Source organism: Delftia sp. NA_296.1 (assembly GCF_052692095.1).
Genome location: NZ_JBQZGF010000002.1, coordinates 362,553 through 382,335 on the forward strand (window position 1 = coordinate 362,553; position 19,783 = coordinate 382,335).

The 19,783-nt window shown below is 68.4% G+C and carries 15 protein-coding genes; 5 read left to right on the plus strand and 10 right to left on the minus strand.

All coding sequences use genetic code 11. The features are described from left to right. Nucleotides 1-36: 36 nt before the first annotated feature. From ACUTR7_RS06120 to ACUTR7_RS06160, 9 genes are all read right to left on the minus strand, one after another. Nucleotides 37-714 carry a carbonic anhydrase gene (locus tag ACUTR7_RS06120; protein ID WP_013804384.1) on the minus strand — a complete coding sequence of 226 codons (678 nt, stop codon included), beginning with the start codon at nt 712-714 and terminating at the stop codon, nt 37-39. A 14-nt stretch (nt 715-728) separates the two neighbouring features. Then, a complete protein-coding gene (locus tag ACUTR7_RS06125) occupies nt 729-1,550 on the minus strand; it encodes a peptidylprolyl isomerase (RefSeq protein WP_445608366.1) in 822 nt (273 codons plus the stop codon). A gap of 109 nt (nt 1,551-1,659) precedes the next feature. Next, entirely contained in the window at nt 1,660-2,397 is a 738-nt protein-coding gene (gene narI / locus ACUTR7_RS06130; RefSeq protein ID WP_071954236.1) for a respiratory nitrate reductase subunit gamma, read from the minus strand. Continuing rightward, nucleotides 2,394-3,107 (minus strand): nitrate reductase molybdenum cofactor assembly chaperone, encoded by a 714-nt coding sequence (gene narJ, locus ACUTR7_RS06135; RefSeq protein WP_043820331.1) that lies wholly within the window; start codon nt 3,105-3,107, stop codon nt 2,394-2,396. Before narJ ends, narI begins: the two co-directional genes overlap by 4 nt. Nucleotides 3,108-3,118: 11 nt before the next feature. Further along, nucleotides 3,119-4,660, minus strand: coding sequence for a nitrate reductase subunit beta (gene narH / locus ACUTR7_RS06140; protein WP_012203041.1), 1,542 nt, complete (start codon nt 4,658-4,660; stop codon nt 3,119-3,121). An 18-nt stretch (nt 4,661-4,678) separates the two neighbouring features. Next, the gene (locus ACUTR7_RS06145; protein ID WP_445608367.1) at nt 4,679-8,464 is read right to left on the minus strand and encodes a nitrate reductase subunit alpha; all 3,786 of its coding nucleotides are present in this window, start codon (nt 8,462-8,464) and stop codon (nt 4,679-4,681) included. A 67-nt stretch (nt 8,465-8,531) separates the two neighbouring features. Then, nucleotides 8,532-9,992: an MFS transporter gene (locus ACUTR7_RS06150; RefSeq protein ID WP_012203039.1), complete on the minus strand. Its 1,461-nt coding sequence runs from the start codon at nt 9,990-9,992 to the stop codon at nt 8,532-8,534. 16 nt (nt 9,993-10,008) lie between these two features. After that, entirely contained in the window at nt 10,009-11,331 is a 1,323-nt protein-coding gene (locus ACUTR7_RS06155) for an MFS transporter (RefSeq protein WP_445608368.1), read from the minus strand. A 156-nt stretch (nt 11,332-11,487) separates the two neighbouring features. Then, nucleotides 11,488-12,450 carry a helix-turn-helix transcriptional regulator gene (locus tag ACUTR7_RS06160; protein ID WP_013804390.1) on the minus strand — a complete coding sequence of 321 codons (963 nt, stop codon included), beginning with the start codon at nt 12,448-12,450 and terminating at the stop codon, nt 11,488-11,490. Between the two features lie 130 nt (nt 12,451-12,580). On the opposite strand from ACUTR7_RS06160, the gene ACUTR7_RS06165 reads away from it, so the two are divergent. The 5 genes from ACUTR7_RS06165 (at nt 12,581) to ACUTR7_RS06185 (ending at nt 19,084) form a co-directional block, all read left to right on the plus strand. Continuing rightward, nucleotides 12,581-14,575, plus strand: a complete 1,995-nt coding sequence (locus ACUTR7_RS06165) for a TonB-dependent receptor (protein ID WP_445608369.1) — start codon at nt 12,581-12,583, stop codon at nt 14,573-14,575. Between the two features lie 26 nt (nt 14,576-14,601). Next, nucleotides 14,602-15,681 (plus strand): class I SAM-dependent methyltransferase, encoded by a 1,080-nt coding sequence (locus ACUTR7_RS06170; protein WP_445608370.1) that lies wholly within the window; start codon nt 14,602-14,604, stop codon nt 15,679-15,681. Further along, nucleotides 15,678-16,937, plus strand: a complete 1,260-nt coding sequence (locus ACUTR7_RS06175; protein WP_445608371.1) for an MFS transporter — start codon at nt 15,678-15,680, stop codon at nt 16,935-16,937. Before ACUTR7_RS06170 ends, ACUTR7_RS06175 begins: the two co-directional genes overlap by 4 nt. A gap of 129 nt (nt 16,938-17,066) precedes the next feature. Beyond that, a complete protein-coding gene (locus ACUTR7_RS06180; protein WP_238003645.1) occupies nt 17,067-18,491 on the plus strand; it encodes an AAA family ATPase in 1,425 nt (474 codons plus the stop codon). 2 nt (nt 18,492-18,493) lie between these two features. Continuing rightward, on the plus strand, nt 18,494-19,084 hold the full coding sequence (locus tag ACUTR7_RS06185; protein WP_445608372.1) for a retron system putative HNH endonuclease: 591 nt from the start codon (nt 18,494-18,496) through the stop codon (nt 19,082-19,084). 27 nt (nt 19,085-19,111) lie between these two features. Here ACUTR7_RS06185 and ACUTR7_RS06190 read toward each other — a convergent pair whose 3' ends face one another. Then, nucleotides 19,112-19,783, minus strand: coding sequence for a response regulator (locus ACUTR7_RS06190; protein WP_012203037.1), 672 nt, complete (start codon nt 19,781-19,783; stop codon nt 19,112-19,114).

Consider the following 19,783-nt stretch of genomic DNA (forward strand, 5'->3'; position numbering starts at 1 on the left):
ACTTGCCTGCCGCCGTCCCTGGCACTTGCTCGGGCCTCAGTCGACAAGCACTTGTCCATCATGCTCCACGTAGGGCGGGTACGGCCCGGTGCCGCTGTGCGGAGCTTGAGATGCCGCAACAAAGCGGCCGGTCTGGACATCGAAGACATGGACTTCGCCGTCTTCGATGACATAGTGCCATCCGTGCAGGCTGAGCTGCCCGGCCTCTACCCGCGATCGCACCATGGGATAGTCCATCAACCGTTCGAGCTGCAGCACGACGGCGCGCTGCTCGGTGCGGCGCAGCGCCTCGGGGCCGGCCTGCACGGGCAGCACGGCCTCGCGGCCCAGGTCCAGCCAGCGCTGCAGGTTGCGCGCCTCGGGCGAGACTTCTCCATACAGGGCCTTGATGGCCCCGCAGTGGCTGTGGCCGCAGACCACGATGCGGCTGACCTGCAGGTTGAGCACGGCGAATTCGATGGCCGCCGCCGTGCCGTGGTGGCCGTGCGATCCGTCGTACGGCGGCACGAAGGCGCCCACGTTGCGCACCAGGAACAGCTCGCCCGGCGGCGCCCCCGTGAGCAGGTAGGGCACGAGGCGCGAGTCCGAGCAGCCGATGAACAGCGTGGTCGGGTGCTGGCCCTCGTCGACCAGGGTGCGGAACTGCGCACGGTACTGCGGAAAGGCGTGCTCGTGGAAGCGCCGCAGGCGCAGCAGCAGTTCGTCGTCGGGCATGGGCACTTCCCCGGCTATTGCACCAGCGGCGAGTCGGCCGCATTGATGCGCACGCCCACCACCTCGGACTGGCCGGCCAGCAGTTGCAGGTACTGGTGGAGTGCGCTCACCCAGGTCTGCTGGTGCAGGGCCTGGGCGACGGCCGGGCGCGCCTGCTGCCACTCGGGCAGAACGCCCGCCTCGCGCGCGCAGACCTCGACCACATGCAGGCCGAAGCGGCTGTGCACCAGGCGCGGCAGCACGCCGATTTCCTGGGAGGCAAAGACATCGCGCGCGAATTCGGGCGCGCAGTCGCTGCGGCCCAGCCAGCCCAGTTCGCCGCCGTGCTGGCCGCTGGGGCAGTTGGACCATTGGCGCGCGGCCTCGGCAAAGCGCAGGCCGGCGTCGTCGGCGCAGCGCAGCTCGATCAGCAGGGCCTCGGCCCGCTGGGTGAGGGCGTGCACGTCCACGCCGGGCGTGACGGCAAACAGCACGTGGCGCAGGCGCACGCGCTCGCCCTGGGCGAAGCGCGCGGGGTTGGCATCGAAGTGGCGGCGGCAGGCGTCCTCGCCGGGCTCGGGCAGGTGCAGCGATTGCTCCAGCAGCTGCTCTATGGCCTGGGAGGCGCGCTCGCTGATGACGCCGTCGTCGCCGGCCGCATCATCGGCGCCCAGCAGGCCTTCGCGCTGGGCCGCCTGGCGCAGCAGCTCGGTGCAGGCGCGCTGGCGCAGTTCGCGCTCGGGCGGGCGCTGTCCGGGTGCGTGCAGCGGCGTGTTGTTGATGCGGGCCACCTCGGCCCCGGCCTCGCCCACGGGCTGGAAGGCGGGCACTTCGGGAATCGCCGGGAGATCCCCCATCGGGGAAGAAGTAGAAGAAGTAGAAGAAGAAGAAGAAGAAGGGGTTGGAGACGCGCAGCCGCAGTGGCCGCCGCCCGATCCGTTGCATCCATGTTCCATGTCGATCTCCTCAATGGCCGGGTTTGGCATCACGGCGTGCCGACGATGCGGGCAGGCCCAGGCGGCGCGAGCGCACCAGCTGGTAGGGGCGCAGCAGGTAGACCAGGGTGCCGAAGCCGCTCCAGACATGGACCAGGCGCGTGAACGGGAAGACCAGGAAGATGCTCATGCCCAGGAACATGTGGGCCTTGAACACCCAGCCGGCCTCGGCCAGCAGTTCGGCCGCGCCGCCACGGAAGGTGACGATGCGCTGCGCCCATTCGGCCAGGGCCATCATCATGGAGCCGTCCATGTGCTTTGCCGACAGCGGAATGGTGGCCAGGCCCAGCAGCAGCTGCAGCCACAGCAGCCAGAGGATGGCGATGTCGCTGAACCTGGAGTTGGCGCGGATGCGCACGTCCGACAGCCGGCGGTGCAGCAAGATGGTGAGGCCAATGAAGCCCAGCGTGCCCGCGATGCCGCCGCTGACCATGGCCAGCAGCTGCTTGGCGCCTGCGGCCATGAAGGGCTCGTAGACGAAGTGCGGCGTGAGCATGCCCACGGTGTGGCCGAAGAACAGGAACAGCACGCCGATGTGGAACAGGTTGCTGCCCCAGCGCAGGCTGCCGCTGCGCAGCAGCTGCGAGGAGTCGCTCTTCCAGGTGTACTGGTCGCGGTCGAAGCGCAGCCAGCTGCCGATGAAGAACACGGCCAGGCAGATGTAGGGGTAGAGGCCGAAGAGCAGGTGGTCTATCCAGGAGGGGGTCATGTCAGGCTCCTTTGGCGGGGTCCTTGGGCTTGGGGCGCCGCCGTGCGGCGCACGAAATGCACGGGCTGCTCGGCGCCGGGGCGGGATTTGCCCTGGCTGCTGCAGCCGTCGAAGGCGGCGGGTTCGGCCCAGGCCTCGTCCATGGCGGGCTCGGGGCGGATTTCCACGCGCTCGGCCCTGTGGCCGGTGATCTCCAGCACGGCCGCGATCACGCTGGCGTAGGGGCTGTCGCGCCGCGCCAGCGCCGTGAACAGGGCGTTGAGGATGTGGGCCATCTCGCCCAGGAATTCACGGGCGATGGCCGGCGGCTGGGTGGAGGCGAACTCCAGCACCACGGCCAGGTGGTCGGGCAGTTCGTCGGCCTCGAAGGCCAGGCCCGCGCGCTCGTAGGTCTGCTGCAGGTCGATCAGCGCCGGGCCCCGGTCGGCCGAGTCGCCGTGCACATGCTCGAACAGGTGCAGCGAGGTCTGGTGGCCCCGGTCGAAGGTGTCCACGTAGCGGGCCTCGGCCTCGAAGGGGTCCATGGACTGCAGCTGCTCGGCCAGCTGCTGCAACTCGCGCAGCCGCGCGGGCGCCACGGATTGCTCCAGGCGCAGGGCGTCGATCAGGCCCGGCAGCAGGGCGCGCAGCTCGGCGCCGGGGTAGCCGATGAGGCAGGCCAGCGCGCGCAGCGTCAGGCGCACGGGGGAGGAGGTGTTGTGATTGAACATGGCGGCAGTCCTCACATTTGCGCGCGGATGGGGATGGTGCGCGGCTTCTTGCCGCCGAACAGGCTGGCGTCGGTGCTGCCGTCGGAGCAGCCGTTGCCGAACGAGAAGCCGCAGCCGCCGCGCAAATCGAACGCGCTTTCGGCGTATTCGCGGTGGGCCGAGGGGATGACGAAGCGGTCCTCGTAGTTGGCGATCGCCATGGTCTGGTACATGTCCTCGACCTCGTCCACCGTCAGTCCCGCGTACTGGAGCACGGCCAGGTTCTGTTCCTGGTCCACGTGCTTGCTGCGCTGGTACGCGCGCATGGCCAGCATGCGCTCCAGCGCGCGCACCACGGGCGTGGTGTCGCCGGCGGTGAGCAGGTTGGCCAGGTACTGCACGGGGATGCGCAGCTGCGAGACATCGGGCAGGTCGCCATTGATGGGGCTGCGGCCGACACTGTCGAGATGCCCGGCGTTCGCCGCCGAGGTGATGGGCGACAGCGGCGGCACATACCAGACCATGGGCAGGGTGCGGTACTCGGGGTGCAGCGGCAGGGCCACCTTCCAGTCCACGGCCATCTTGTAGACGGGGCTGGACTGGGCGGCCTCGATCCAGGCGTCGGGGATGCCGTCGATGCGGGCCTGGCGGATGACCTCGGGGTCATTGGGGTCCAGGAAAATGTCCAGCTGCGCCTGGTAGAGGTCGCGGTCGCGCTCCACGCTGGCCGCCTCCTCGATGCGGTCGGCGTCGTACAGCAGCACGCCCAGGTAGCGGATGCGGCCCACGCAGGTTTCGGAGCAGACGGTGGGCTGGCCGGCCTCGATGCGCGGGTAGCAGAAGATGCATTTTTCGGCCTTGCCGCTTTGCCAGTTGTAGTAGATCTTCTTGTAGGGGCAGCCCGAGACGCACATGCGCCAGCCGCGGCACTTGTCCTGGTCGATGAGGACGATGCCGTCCTCCTCGCGCTTGTAGATCGAGCCCGAGGGGCAGGACGCCACGCAGGCCGGGTTCAGGCAGTGCTCGCACAGGCGCGGCAGGTACATCATGAAGGTGTTCTCGAACTGGCCGTAGATGTCCTTCTGGATCTGCTCGAAGTTCACGTCATGGCTGCGCTTGCTGAATTCGCCGCCCAGGATTTCCTCCCAGTTCGGACCCCATTCGATCTTCTCCATGCGCTGGCCCGAGATCAGGCTGCGCGCGCGCGCCGTGGGCGCGGCCTTGCTTTCCCTGGCCGACTGCAGATGCTCGTAGTCGTAGGTGAAGGGTTCGTAGTAGTCGTCGATCTGGGGCAGGTTGGGGTTGGCGAAGATGCGCATCAACAGGCTCCACTTGCCACCCTGGCGGGGCGCGATGGAGCCGTCCGTGCGGCGCATCCAGCCGCCGTTCCACTTGGCCTGGTTTTCCCACTCGCGCGGGTAGCCGATGCCGGGCTTGGTCTCGACGTTGTTGAACCAGGCGTATTCGACGCCGGGGCGGCTGGTCCAGACGTTCTTGCAGGTGACGGAGCAGGTGTGGCAGCCGATGCACTTGTCCAGGTTCAGCACCATGCCGATCTGTGCGCGGATTTTCATCGTGTTTCTCCTTGTTGTTCAGGCATGGGCGGCCGCGCCGGCCGGAGCTTCGTCATCCAGCCAGTCGATGCGGCGCATCTTTCGGACCAGCACGAACTCGTCGCGGTTGGTGCCGATGGTTCCGTAGTAGTTGAAGCCGTAGCTGTACTGCGCGTAGCCGCCGATCATGTGGGTGGGCTTGAGCACGATGCGCGTGACCGAGTTGTGGATGCCGCCGCGCGTGCCGGTGATCTCCGAGCCCGGCGTGTTGATGGTCTTCTCCTGCGCGTGGTACATCATCACCATGCCCGGCTTGACGCGCTGGCTGACCACGGCCCGCGCCGCGATGGCGCCGTTGGCGTTGTACAGCTCCACCCAGTCGTTGTCGGCGATGCCGGCGCTCTTGGCGTCGTCCTCGCTGAGCCAGACGATGGGGCCGCCACGCGCCAGCGTGAGCATCATCAGGTTGTCGCCATAGGTGGAGTGGATGCCCCACTTCTGGTGCGGCGTGATGAAGTTCAGCGCGATCTCGGGGTGGCCGTTGGGCTTTTGGCCCTGCACTTCCTGCAGCGCCTTCATGTGCACGGGCGGGCGGTAGCTGACGAAGCCTTCGCCGAAGTCGCGCATCCACGGATGGTCCTGGTAGAACTGCTGGCGGCCGGTGAGGGTGCGCCATGGGATCAGCTCATGCACGTTGGTGTAGCAGGCGTTGTAGCTGACCTTCTCGCTTTCCAGGCCCGACCAGGTGGGCGAGCTGATGATCTTGCGCGGCTGGGCCTGGATGTCGCGAAAGCGGATCTTCTCGTCCTCGCGGTGCAGGGCCAGGTGGGCGTGCTCGCGCCCCGTCTGCTTCGACAGCGCCTCCCAGGCCTTGACGGCCACGTGGCCGTTGGTCTCGGGCGCCAGCATCATCACCACCTCGGTGGCGTCGATGTCGGTGACGATGCGCGGGCGGCCCTGGCTCACGCCTTCCTCGCGCACCAGGCCGTTGAGCTCGCCCAGCTGCTCCACCTCGGTCTCGGTGTTCCAGCCGATGCCCTTGCCGCCGTTGCCCAGCCTGTCCATCAGCGGGCCCAGGGCCGTGAAGCGCTTGTAGAGGTTGGGATAGTCGCGCTCGACCACGGCAATCTGCGGCGCGGTCTTGCCGGGGATCAGGGCGCACTCGCCCTTCTTCCAGTCGCGCACGCCATCGGGCTGGGCCAGCTCGGCGGGGGTGTCGTGCATCAGCGGCGTGAGCACCACGTCCTTTTCAACACCCAGGTGGCCCACGCAGACCTCGCTGAAGGACTTGGCGAAGCCCTTGTAGATCTCCCAGTCGCTCCTGGCCTGCCAGGCCGGGTCCACGGCCGCCGACAGCGGGTGGATGAAGGGGTGCATGTCGCTGGTGTTGAGGTCGTTCTTCTCATACCAGGTGGCCGTGGGCAGGACGATGTCCGAGTACAGGCAGGTGGTGCTCATGCGGAAGTCCAGCGTGACCAGCAGGTCCAGCTTGCCTTCGGGCGCCTTGTCGTGCCAGCGCACTTCCTGCGGCTTGGCTTCATCGTGGCCCAGGTCTTTTCCTTGCACGCCATGGGTGGTGCCCAGCAGGTGCTTGAGGAAGTACTCATGGCCCTTGCCCGAGCTGCCCAGGATGTTGGAGCGCCACACGAACATGTTGCGCGGCCAGTTGGCCGGGTGGTCGGGGTCCTCGCAGCTCATGGACAGCGAGCCGTCCTGCAGGGACTGCACCACGTGGTCCTTCACGTCCAGGCCCTGGGCCTGGGCGTCGCGCACCAGCTGCAGCGGGTTGGCCTGCAGCTGCGGGGCGCTGGGCAGCCAGCCCATGCGCTCGGCGCGCACGTTGTAGTCGATCATGGCGCCGCCATACTGGCTGCGGTCGGCCAGCGGGGACAGCACCTCTTCCACGCCCAGCTTCTCGTAGCGCCACTGGTCGGTGTGGGCGTAGAAGAAGCTGGTGGAGTTCATCTGGCGCGGCGGGCGCAGCCAGTCCAGCGCAAAGGCCAGCGCGGTCCAGCCGGTCTGCGGGCGCAGCTTTTCCTGGCCCACGTAGTGCGCCCAGCCGCCGCCGCTCTGGCCTATGCAGCCGCACAGCATCAGCATGTTGATGATGCCGCGGTAGTTCATGTCGCAGTGGTACCAGTGGTTCATGGCCGCGCCGATGATGACCATGGACTTGCCGCGCGTCTTCTCGGCGTTGTCGGCGAACTGGCGCGCAATGGCGATCACCTGGTCACGCGGCACGCCGGTGATCTTTTCCTGCCAGGCCGGGGTGTAGGGCGCATCGGCGTCATAGCCACCATCAGCGCCCTCGCCTTCCAGACCGCGGTGGATGCCGTAGTTGCCCGCCAGCAGGTCGAACACGGTGGCCACGATGGCCTCCTCGCCGTCCAGCACCATGCGCGAGACGGGCACGCGGCGCAGCAGCACATCCGTGCCCTGCTCGTTGGCGTCGAACCCCGGCGACTGCAGGCCGCCGAAGTAGGGGAAGGCCACGTCGGCCACTTCACTGTCCACGCCCTGGCCGTCCAGCACCGAGAGCTTGAGCTGCACGTCGTTGCCCGTGCGCGCCTCCTTGGATTCGAGGTTCCACAGGCCCTCGTCGGCGCGGCCGGCCTCGCCCCAGCGAAAGCCGATGGAGCCATTGGGCAGGGCCACGCCGCCGTCCTCGCCGTAGGCCACGGTCTTCCACTCGGGATTGCTGTCCTGGCCCAGGTGGCCGTCGAAGTCGCTGGCGCGCACATAGCGCTCGGGCACCAGGGCCGTGCGGCCATCGGGCAGTTGCTGGCGCTTGAGGCGGATCAGCAGCGGCAGGTCGGTGTAGCGGCGCGCATAGTCCTCGAAATAGGCCGGCCGGCCGCGCTCGCCGAAGTAGAACTCCTTGAGGATGACGTGGCCCATGGCCATGGCCACGGCGGCATCCGTACCCTGCTTGGGGTGCATCCACAGGTCGGCCAGCTTGGCGACCTCGGAGTAGTCGGGCGTGACGGCCACGACCTTGGCGCCCTTGTAGCGGACCTCGGTGAAGAAGTGGGCGTCGGGGGTGCGCGTCTGGGGCACGTTGGAGCCCCAGGCGATGATGAAGTTGGAGTTGTACCAGTCGGCGCTCTCTGGCACGTCGGTCTGCTCGCCCCAGGTCTGGGGGCTGGCCGGCGGCAGGTCGCAGTACCAGTCGTAGAAGCTCATGCACACGCCGCCGATCAGGCTCAGGTAGCGGCTGCCTGCGGCATACGAGATCATGGACATGGCCGGAATCGGCGAGAAGCCGATGATGCGGTCCGGCCCGTGCTTCTTGATGGTGTAAACGTTGGCCGCCGCGATCATGCGGTTGACCTCGTCCCAGCTGCTGCGCACGAAGCCGCCCAGGCCGCGCTGCTTTTGCCACTCGCTGCGCGCATCCACGTTCTCGACGATGGCGGCCCAGGCATCGACCGGGCTCCTGGCCACGGCCAGTGCGGCGCGCCAGTGCTTGAGCAGCCGGCCGCGCACCATGGGGTATTTGACGCGGTTGGCGCTGTACAGGTACCAGCTGTAGCTGGCGCCGCGCGCGCAGCCGCGCGGCTCGTGGTTGGGCAGGTCGGCACGCGTGCGCGGGTAGTCGGTCTGCTGGGTCTCCCAGGTCACGATGCCGCCCTTGACGTAGATCTTCCACGAGCACGAGCCCGTGCAGTTCACGCCGTGCGTGGAGCGCACCACCTTGTCATGCGCCCAGCGGTCGCGGTAGGCGTCTTCCCAGGTGCGGTCCTCGCCCGTCACCTGGCCATGGCCGTTGGAGAATTCCTGCCGGGGCAGGGAGAAGTAGGAAAGCTTGTCCAGAAAATGGCTCATCGCGGGACTCCTTGTTGTTCGTTGCGGTGCGTTGCTGTTCGGTGCAGTAGTGCCTGCGGCCCGGGGCTCAGCAGGGCATCTCGGCGTTCCTGCGCGCGTAGTACCACCAGGTCACGCCCACGCACAGCACATAGAAGGCGGCAAACACCCACAGCGCCAGCTCGGGCCCGCCCGTGGCGGCGATGGAGCTGCCGTAGCTCTTGGGGATGAAGAAGCCGCCATACGCTCCCAGCGCGCCCGCAAAGCCCAGGGCGGCCGCGCCTTCGGTATTGCCCTCCTTGAGGGCATGGGCCTGCGCTTGCTCGCTGGGATGGGCGCCGAGCTCGCGCTGCTTGAGCGCCAGGAAAATCGCCGGGATCATGCTGAAGGTCGATCCGTTGCCGATGCCCGTGGTCAGGAACAGCACCAGGAACATCAGGAAGAAGCCCATGAAGCTGCCCTCGGCGGGGCCGAAGCCCAGCGCGTAGCCGCCGCTGCCCTTGGGCAGGAAATACAGCACGCCCACCACGGCCACGGCCATGACGAGGAAGTTCCAGAACGTCACGCGCGCGCCGCCCGCCTTGTCGGCCAGCCAGCCGCCAAAGGGCCGCGACAGCGCGCCCAGCAGCGGACCCAGCCAGGCATAGGCCAACGGATTGACCGCCGGGAACTGGCTCTTGATCAGCAGCGGAAAGCCGGCGGCAAAGCCGATGAACGAGCCGAAGGTGCCCAGGTACAGCAGGCACATCACCCAGTTGTGCTTGCGCCGGAAGATGGCGGCCTGGGCCGCGAAGCTGGCCTTGGCGTCGGCGATGTCGTTCATGCCGAACCAGGCGGCCAGCGAGGCGATGGCGATCCACGGCACCCAGATGAAGGCCGCGTTCTGCGCCCACACCCGGGTGGTCTCGCCGGCCTTGGTGATGGTCTGCGCATCGCCGCCGAAGACGCCGAAGATGCCGGCCGTGATCACCAGCGGGCTCAGGAACTGCACCACCGACACGCCCAGGTTGCCCAGGCCCGCGTTCACGCCCAGGGCCGAGCCCTTGCGCTCCTTGGGAAAGAAGAAGCTGATGTTGGCCATGCTGGAGCTGAAGTTGCCCCCGCCCAGGCCGCACAGCAGGGCCAGAATCAGCATGGTCGGATAGCCGGTGCTGGCGTCCTGCACGGCGTAGCCGATGCCGATGGCCGGGATCAGCAGCGAGGCCGTGGACAGCGCCGTCCAGCGGCGCCCGCCCATCAGCGGCACCATGAAGGAATAGAAGATGCGCAGCGTGGCGCCCGACAGCGCGGGCGCGGCCGCTAGCCAGAACAGCTGGTTGGTGGAGTAGGTGAAGCCCAGCGCGGGCAGGTTCACGGCCACCACGCTCCAGACCTGCCAGATGGCAAAGGCCAGGAACAGGGCGGGCACCGAGATCCAGAGGTTGATCCTGGCGATGGCCTCGCCCTCGCGCTCCCAGAACTGCCTGTCCTCGGGGCGCCAGAGGGTCAGCACGCTGCCGGGGCGGCTGCGCGCGGATGCCTTTGCGGCGGTCTTGGTGTTCGCATGCATGTGCAACTCCTGCGGTTCAGCGCGCGGCCGGCTGCACATCGCTGTGGCCGCCGTGGCTGTTGAGCACGTCGGTGCTGCGCACCTCGGTGAAATACATCCAGATCAGCGACACCCAGACCACGCCGTACAGCAGCATGAAGGCGCTGGAGCGGATGCCCGTCCAGTCCAGCAGCATGCCGAACAGGATGGGCAGGATGAAGCCGCCCATGCCGCCGGCCAGGCCCACGATGCCGCTGATGGCGCCGATGTTTCCTGGGTAGTCGTCGCTGATGTACTTGAAGACGCTGGCCTTGCCGAAGGCCATGGCAATGCCCAGCACGAACATCAGCGCGGTGAAGGCATAGACGTTCAGGCCCAGGTGAAAGCGGGTGCTGCCCTCGGTGGTGAGCACCGTGAAATCCGTCTGCGGATAGGACAGCAGGAACAGGCAGATCCAGCACACCCACAGCACCCACCAGGTCACGCTGTGTGCGCCGTACTTGTCCGACAGCCAGCCGCCGATGGCGCGCAGCACGCCGCCCGGCAGCGAAAAGCAGGCCGCCAGCAGGGCCGCCACGCGGATGTCCAGGCCGTACTCGCCCACGTAGTACTGCACCATCCACAGGCTCAGCGCCACATAGCCGCCGAAGACGATGCTGTAGTACTGGCAGTACTTGAGCACGCGCGGGTCCTTGAGCGCCTTCAACTGGTCGCTGAAGCGCACGTTGCTGGGCACCAGGTGGGCCGGGTCGCTGTGGCTGAACAGCCAGAACAGCACCAGCGCGCCCAGCATGATGGCCGCATAGGCATGCGGCACGGCGGCCCAGCCGAAGGCCACCAGGATCACCGGCGCCACGAACTTGTTGACCGCCGCACCCGAGTTGCCCGCGCCATAGATGCCCATGGCCATGCCCTGGCGCTCCTTGGGAAACCAGCGCGCCACATAGGGCGTGCCCACCGAGAACGAACCGCCCGCCAGGCCCACGAACAGGCCGATGGTCAGGAAGTGCCAGTACTCGGTGGCATAGCCCATCACCCAGATCGCGGGCACGGTGACGGCCATCAGCACCGCCATCACGATGCGCCCGCCGAAGCGGTCGGTCCAGATGCCCAGCGGCACGCGCACCAGCGAGCCCGTGAGCACGGGCATAGCCGTGAGCAGGCCGAACTGCGTGGCGTTCAGATCCAGCATCTTCTTGATGGGGATGCCGATGATGCCGAACATCATCCAGACCATGAAGCAGACCGTGAAGGCCAAGGTGCTGACGGCCAGGACCGACCAGGCCTGGCGGTCGTGGCGTGTGCCTGTGCTGGTGCTCTTGCGGGGGTCGCCCTGTGCGGTGGGCGCTGTGTTTGCCATCTTGTTTTCCTCGTGGGGGCTATGGCTTCCATGGTCCCGCGCGAGGGCCGCGCCGCACATCCGCCAGCCGTACGCTCGGACAAGGCGGAAGAACTAGGAGCGCGCAGGCGGGCCTAGTTCCAAAGAACTATCGGGGACAAAAAGGCTTGACGTAGATCAGGAGCGGCGGCCAAAAACGGACTTCGGGCTGCGCCCGTAGAACCGCGTGAACGCGGCACTGAAGTTCGACGGATGGGCATAGCCCACCTGCCAGCCGGCCTGGGCGACCTGGCAGCCGGTCTCCAGCAACGCCCAGGCGCGGCGCATGCGCAGCTCCAGCAGCAGGGCCTGGGGCGTGGTGCCGAAGACGGCGCGAAAGCCCTGCTTGAGCCGGTGCTCGCCCAGGCCCACGGCGGCGCTCAGGTAGGCCAGGGTCAGCGCGCGGTCCATCTGGGTGGACAGCAGTTCGCGCGCCTGCTCCAGCCGGGCCAGTTCGTCGGCCGACCAGCGCGGTGCCGCCTTGGCCGGCTGCGGCGCAGGCGCGAGGTGGCGCAGCTCCAGCGCGGCCAGGCTCAGCATGGCGATGTGGCGGTCCAGCGCATCGGTGGGCTGGTGCCCGGGCGGCTGGGCCAGGCGCCGCGCCAGCGCCAGACTGGCCGGCAGGCTGGCACGGTGGTCCAAGGGCCGCACGCCGGCCGCGCCGTCCACCTGGGTCAGGCGCTGCGAGAGTTCAGGCCCCAGATAGCGGTCGAGCGCCGCGCCCGACAGCAGCAGGCGCAGTTGGCGCACGGTCTGGCCTGCCGCATAGCGGCGCTCGCCCTGGCTGCCGCGAAAGGCTGCCAGCGTGGTCTGCCCCGCGCCGAAACGCAGCGCCGCACCCGTACGCGCCACAAAGCCCGATTCCCCGGCCAGCCCCAGCGTGATGACCAGGGTGCGGCCCTGGTCCGAGGCATCGGCCTGCACGCTGTCCTCCACCAGGTCGCGCAGCGGGCAGTAGTGCGAGCGCGCCAGCACGATGCCGTCGCCCAGCGTGAAGCGCTCCGCATGGCAGTCGCCCAGCTCGGCGGGCAGGGCATGCCGCGTCCAGCCCGGCGCACAGGGCTGGGGCAAGGCAAGCGAGGAAGGGATGCGGGAGGTCATGTGCGAGGAATGGATGCGCGCTTCGCATAGGAAATGCTCCGGCGCGCATACGTTTTTAAATGATAGCGATTCTCATCTTCCCTAGCATCGGTCTCCAACGAGATTCCCTTTTGGAGAGGACGAGAAAACCATGGCATTCCCCCTTCGCTGGCCGGCCGCGCTGGCCCTGGCCCCCTTCACGGTGGCGGCCCAGGGCCAGGCGCCCGAAGCCGCCCTGCCCGAGATCACGGTCACGGTGAACAAGCAGGCCGAGAGCCTGGACGCCGTGCCCGCCAGCGTCTCCGTCTTCGACGGCGCGGCGCTGGAGGCGGCCGGCGTGCGCGGGCTGGACGCGCTGTCCGCACAGGTGCCGGGCTTTGTGTTCCAGGCCTTCGGCCAGTCGGGCGTGCAGCCGCCCGTGATGCGCGGGCTGACGGCCAACTTCGTGTCGTTCTCCTCGTCCACGCTGCTGCTGGTCGATGGTGTGCCCACGCTGATGGCCCAGGGCTTCGAGCACAACCTGCAGGGCGTGGACCGCGTGGAGGTGCTGCGCGGCCCGCAATCGACGCTGTACGGCCGCAATGCCGAAGCGGGCGTGGTCAGCATCGTCACGCGTCAGCCCGGCGACGCGCCCTATGCATCGATCAGCACCGAGGCCGGCAACCACGGCCAGCGCGCGGGCAGCTTCGAGCTGGGCCGCGCCCTGGTGCCGGGCCAGCTCTACATCGGCCTGTCGGGCGAGTGGCGCGCGCAGGACGGATTCATACGCCAGCAGGCGACGGGAGCGCGCGTGGACGACCGCGAGCGCGCCAGCGGCCGCCTGGCCCTGCGCTGGACGCCCACGGCCGAGACCGAGGCCACGCTGCGCTACGCCCAGCAGCGCTGGGACGACGGCGCCGCGCAATGGGGCAGCATTGCCGCGCCGCGCGCCACGGTGAACTCGGGCACGGACAGCTGGAACCGCTCGCGCGGGCAGACGCTGTCGCTCGATGTCTCGCATCGCTTTGCCTCGGGGCTGCGGCTGCGCTCCATCACCGCGCGCAATGTCTTCGACGACCGCGTGCTGCAGGACACGGACTTCCAGAGCGCCGACCTGCTCCATGTACGGCGCGACTACCGCCTGGCCACGACCTCGCAGGAACTGCGCCTGGAGGGCGAGGCCGCAGGCCTGCGGAACGCGCGCTGGCTGGCCGGCCTGTACCTGGACCGCGACGACCATGACCTGCGTTACGAGCAAAAGCTGCCCGCCGCGCTGATGCGGCCCACGGCCGGACTCAAGGGCAGCACGGCGGCGCTGTTCACGCACTGGACCGTCCCGCTGTCCGAGCGCTGGACGCTGGCGGCCGGCGCGCGCGTGGAGCGAAGCCGGGTCGAACTGGCGCCGCAAGGCGCAGCGGCCCGCAGCGACAGCTGGACGCGCTTGAGCCCCAAGCTCTCGCTGCAATACCAGTGGTCGCCCCAGGGCCAGGTCTACACCAGCCTCAGCGAAGGCCAGCGCGCGGGCGGCTTCAACGTGTTCTCTCCGGCCATGGGCTATGCGGCCTACGAGCCAGAGACCGTGCGCGCCTGGGAGATCGGCGCCAAGGGCCGGCTGCTGGGGCAGCGCCTGCGTTATGCGGCCTCGGTCTACACCCAGCAGGTGCGCGACATGCAGGTACAGCAGATGGGCCTGCCGGGCGTGGTCTACATCACCAATGCGGCGCGGGCGCGCTCCACGGGTGCGGACTTCGAGCTGGACTATGTGTTCGGCGGCGGCTGGCAGCTGCAGACCGCCCTGGGCCTGAACCGCACGCGCTTCGGCACGTTCCGCGACGGCGCCGCCGTCTACGACGGCCACCGCAACCCCTTCGCGCCCGACATGACGGCCCATGTGGCGCTGCGCTACGACGCGCCCGGCCGCTGGTGGGCGCAGGCCGCCGTGCAGGGCACGGGCAAGGTCTACCTGGACGCCGCCAACGCCTACCGCCGCCCCGGCTACGGGCTGCTCAACCTGTCGGCCGGCTATGCCCAGGCGTCCTGGGAAATCGCCGCCTACCTGCGCAATGCCGCCAACCGCCGCTACGACGCCGTGGGCTACCTCAACGGCCAGGTCGTGGTCTACAGCCCGCCGCGCGAGTTCGGCGTGCGGCTGACCTGGCGCATGTGACTCCCTTTCGTGAAAAGGACCTTCCGATGAATACACCCCGCTGCGAATCCCCTACCCACACCCCCTCCCACGCCCTGCAACCGCTGTGGGACCTGGCCGCCGCCCAGGTCCAGGCCGAGGCCCTGGTGCTGGCCCTCGAATCGGGGGCGCTGGACCGACTGGCCACGCCCCAGACGCCGGCCGAGCTGGCCCAGGCCCAGGGCTGGAACGAGGCCAATACCTCCCACTGGCTGGAATTGCTGTGGAGCATGGGCCTCCTGCGGCGCGGCCAGCACGAGCCCGTGAGCTACCTGCTGGCCACCGACGCGCTGCGCTACCTGCACAGCGCATCGCCCGAGTCCTGCGGCGCGGCCTGGCTGTTCCGCCTGCGCTCGCTGCGCCACTCCGCCACGCTGCTGCGCGGCCTGGTCGAGCACGGCCCTGCCGGGGACGGCATGGCTTGCAGCGCCCCCATGGCCACGGGCAATGCCGAAGGCTGGGCCGCCGCCGCGCGCGCCCAGATCGGCCAGGAGCAGCGTGCCGTCAGCGTGCCTGCCGCGCTGCAGGTGCTGGACCAGGTGCCCGAGGTCGCTGCCGGTGCGGGTACCGCGCGCCGCATGCTGGACCTGGGCGGCGGCCCCGGCTGGATCGCGCTGGCCCTGCTGCGCCAGCAGCCCGCGCTGCAGGCCAGCGTTTTCGACTGGCCCGAGGCCGTGGCCGTGGCGGCGGACAACGCCCGCCAATCCCGCCTGTCCGACCGCTTCACCGCCCTGGGCGGCAACCTGGCCACGGACGGCATAGGCAGCGGCTACGACCTGGTCTGGTGCTCGTCCGTGCTGCACTTCATGCCCGATGCGGCAGCCGTGGTGGCCAAGGTGTTCGACGCGCTGGCGCCCGGCGGCGTCTTCGTCTGCGCCCATGCCGAGGTGGATGAGACGCCCGAAGCCGCCCTGCGCACCCTGCCCTACTACCTGCCCATGCGCCTGCTGGGCCGCAGCGTGACCCGGCGCGGCGAGCTGCAGGCGCTGTTGGCGCAGGCGGGTTTCGAGCGCATCGAACGCATCGAGTCGCGCGAGTTTCCGATGGCGCCGCTGGCCGTGCTCATTGCCCGCAAGGCCGCGCCATGAAGGCCGCAGCTCCCCGCCCTGTCTGGCTGCTCCAGGCCCTGTTCGGCTGGCTGCACCTGGCGCTCACGGCGCCCAGCGTCTACCTGTGGCTGGGCCTGCCCCTGGTCATGCGCCAGCATGGCTGGTCGGGCACGGCCATCGGCCTGTTCCAGCTGGCGGGGCTGCCCGCGCTCATCAAGTTCGCGCTGGCCGCGCCCGTGGAAGCGCGCAGCGCGAACGGCCAGCCGCGCTACCGCGCCTGGGCGCTGGCCCTGTGCCTGGCTTATGCGGCCGTGCTGCTGGCCCTGGGCTGGCAGCAGTTGCTGGCCGAGCGCCTGTGGCTGTTCGGCCTGGCCTTCGCGGCCGCGCTGGCCGCCACCTGGGCCGACATTCCCGTCAGCGCCCTGGCCATCCGCCTGCTGCCCGCGTCCGAGCGCATGCGCGCCGGGGGCGTGCGCGCAGCGGCGCTGTCGCTGGGCGCCATCGTGGGCGGCGGGATGATGCTGCTCATGCAGGCGAAATGGGGCTGGCGCGCGCCCTTCCTCTGCCTGGCCGGCGCGCTGGCCCTGGGCGCCCTGCTGCTGGCCTGGGTGGTGCGCCATGAGCCCGGGGAGGCGCCCTCGCCTGTGCTGCTGCCTGCGCCCAAAGCTGGACTGGCCACCATGGTCCGCGGCTATGGCGCGCAGCCCGGCGCCTGGCGCTGGACCCTGGTGCTGGTCAGCTACTTCCCCTTCATCGGCGCGGCCTGGTTCTACCTGAAGCCGCTGATGCTGGACCACGGCTTCGCGCCCGCCCAGGCCGCCCTGCTGGCCGGCATGGGCGGCGGCGTGGTGGCTGCGCTGGCGGGCGCGGCCTCGCCCCTGCTCACGCGCCGCCTGGGCACCCGGCGCGCCCTGCCCCTGTATGCGGGCTGCAACGTGGCGGCGCTGGCCCTGCTGGCCGCCGTCATCGCAGCCGGCGCCCCGGCCCCGGGCCTGGTCGCGGCCGTGGCCTGCGTGGCAGCGGCCATGGGCGCCTCCTCGGCCTGCGTCTTCGGACTGATGATGCAATTCGCCCGCCCGCGCTGGCAGGCCTTCGACTACGGCCTGCAGGCCAGTCTGTTTGCCGCCAGCCGCATGCTGGTGCCGCTGGCGGCCGGCGTGGCGCTGGACGCCATGGGCGCGGCGGCCATGCTCACCGGGCTGACCGTGGCGGCCGCGCTGGCGTGGGTCTGGGTGCTGCGGTGTGCGGGGGATGGGTGGGTGCAAGGAGATGCGGGGACGACTGGAACGCAATGATCCGTTGGCCTCTGCCAGCATGCGTGGCAGGGGATGAGAAGCCAGCGACATTCACGTGCACAATTTCGACTGTTCACGAACCAGCCGACATCCCACGGCTGCCCCGTGCTTGAAACGAAGGCATGCGCCATGCGATTGAAATCCGTCACGCTCAACAACTTCCGTTGCTTTGAATCCCTCACGCTGGATCTGGACCCACGCCTTACGGTCATCGTGGGGGAAAACGGTGCGGGCAAGACGGCACTTCTGGATGGCATTGCCAGCGGACTGACGCCTGTGCTGACCCACTTGTCCTCGGCAGACCAGCGACTGACAGGCCGTGGCATCAAGGACTCGGACTTTCGCCTGCAGGCCTTGTCAGGACCACGCGGAAAAGCGCAATGGAGCACAGCCGACTACGCACAGATCATGACCACCACCGTAGGTGATCTGCGCTGGGATTACTGGCGCCCTTCCGCTAGCGGCAAGGGACGGAAACCCGCACAGACATGGGGCGAGACGGCTCTCAAGGAGCACCTGAATTCGATCACCGACAGCTACAAAACAGAGAGTCCGGCTCCGACGCCCGTATTCACCTACTACGGGGCAAGCAGAGGCCACATCGAGGTGCCTGAGCGTTTGCGCTCCGCAAAGAACAACTACGAGCACCCGACATCCGCGCTTGTGGATTGCTTCAACCCCCGCAGCGACTTCCGGGAAATGCTGGCCTGGTTCGATCAGGAGGAGTCTTCCGAACTGCGCGCAAACAAGGGCGTGACAGGCGAGAACTACAAGCCGTTTTCCTCGCTGGAAGCGGTGCGCGCCACCGTGGTTTTATTGCTGGGCGGAGCCTTTCGCAACCCCCAGTTCAATGCACGGCACAAGTTCGTTCTGGAGCGCGCCAGCGATGGGGCCGAGCTGCTGGTCAGCCAGTTGAGCCAGGGCTATCAAAGCATGTTGGCGCTGGCCATCGACTTTGCGCGGCGGCTTGCCATTGCCAACCGGTATGCCGAGTACGGCAACATCCACGCGCACCAGCAGTTTCTGATACACGCAACATCTGTTCTGGATGAGCATGATCCAGGCAGCTATGCGCCGTTTCAGCACGCGCTGACCATGAGCGCTCCGGCCATCATGCTGGTCGATGAAATCGACCTGCACCTGCACCCCACCTGGCAGCAGCGCGTGCTGGATGACCTGATGCGCACCTTTCCGGCGACGCAATTCATTGTCACCACGCACAGTCCGCAGGTCTTGACTTCGGTACGGCGCGAGAAGATCCGTATCCTGGAGCAGCACGAAGGCCGCCTGCGCGTGCGCACGCCTGACTTCAGCCCGCTGGCCCATGAATCGGGCGATGCGCTGGCCAAGATCATGGGAACCCACCGGGAGCCGCCGTTGCCACTGCAAGACGACATCCGCCAATACGAGCAGTTGGTGCGTGAAGGCCAGGAGCAGACCGAAGCCGCGCAGGCCCTGCGCGTCACCTTGCAGCAAGCAGGCTATCAATTCCATGAAAGCGATCTGGCCACCTGGCGCTTCCTCGCCGCGCGCAATACCGGCAGGGCGCATTGACCATGGTGGACCTGGAACATCGCGCCATTCCTACGGCGGCTCTCACGGCCTTCGTCGCGGCAACCCCACGCCCCACGGTCGCGGACTTCGACAGCCTGGCATTCCGCGCCGTCAAAGCGGCAGTCAAAGCCGACCTCAATCAGGACCAGGGAGGTCTGTGCGTCTATTGCGAAAGCGCTTTGGATGCAGAGGACGGGCAGGTGGAGCACATCAAACCCAAGGCGGGCCGCAACGCGCATCCGCACCTGTGTTTTACCTACACCAACTACGGCCATAGCTGCATCAACCACAAGACCTGTGGGCAGAAAAAGAAGAATGGTCTGCTGCCCATAGAACCCGGCCCTGGCTGCAATGCACAGTGGGCGCTGTCCACCGACGGAACCATCGAGCCTCGTCCAGGCTTGAATCGCAAACAGCGGCATCGCGTGACCCAGACCCGCGACATGCTGGGCCTGAACGCCGACTCCAATCTGGTGGATGAGCGCAGACGCTGGCTGGCGAACAGCATTGCCATCCTGCAGCAAGCGCCGGATGGCATTCAAGCCTTTTTGCAGTTGGCACCGTATCGCCACATGCTGGCAACGGCGCTGTAGCCGCCTGCGTTCTTTCTCTTGCAGCGCCTAATCCCGCTGCCGCTCCGACGCATACACCGCCGCCTGCACGCGCGAGCTCAGGCCCAGCTTGCGCAGGATGTGTTGCACATGGATCTTGACCGTGGTCTCGGCAATGTCCAGCGTGCGGGCGATTTCCTTGTTGCTGGCGCCCCGGGCGATCTGGACCAGCACCTCTTCCTCGCGCGGGGACAGCGGCGAGGCCGGGGCCTCGTCCGGCTCGGGCGCCTGGGGCTCGGGCGCGCCCTGGGACTGGAAGGCGGCCACCAGCTTGCCCATCATCTCGGGGCTGACCACGGGCTCGCCGCGCGCGGCGCGGCGCAGGGCCTCGGACAGCAGGTCGCCGTCGATGGTCTTGAGCAGATAGCCCTGGGCACCGTTGCGCAGCGCGGCCGCCAGGTCCTGGCCGTCCTCGCTCACGGTGAGCATGACGACGCGGCTGCCGGGCGATGCGGCCCGCAGGCCCGCGATGGCATCGACGCCCAGCACGCCGGGCAGGTGGTTGTCCAGCAGGATGACCTGGGGCGCCAGCGCGGGTACCAGGCGCAGGGCCTCGCCCGCGTCGCCGGCCTCGCCGACCACGCGCAGGCCTGCGTCCTGGGCGATGAGGGCGATCAGGCCGCGCCGGAACAGCGTGTGGTCGTCGATGACGAAGACGGAGATGGGGCTGGAGAAGGACAT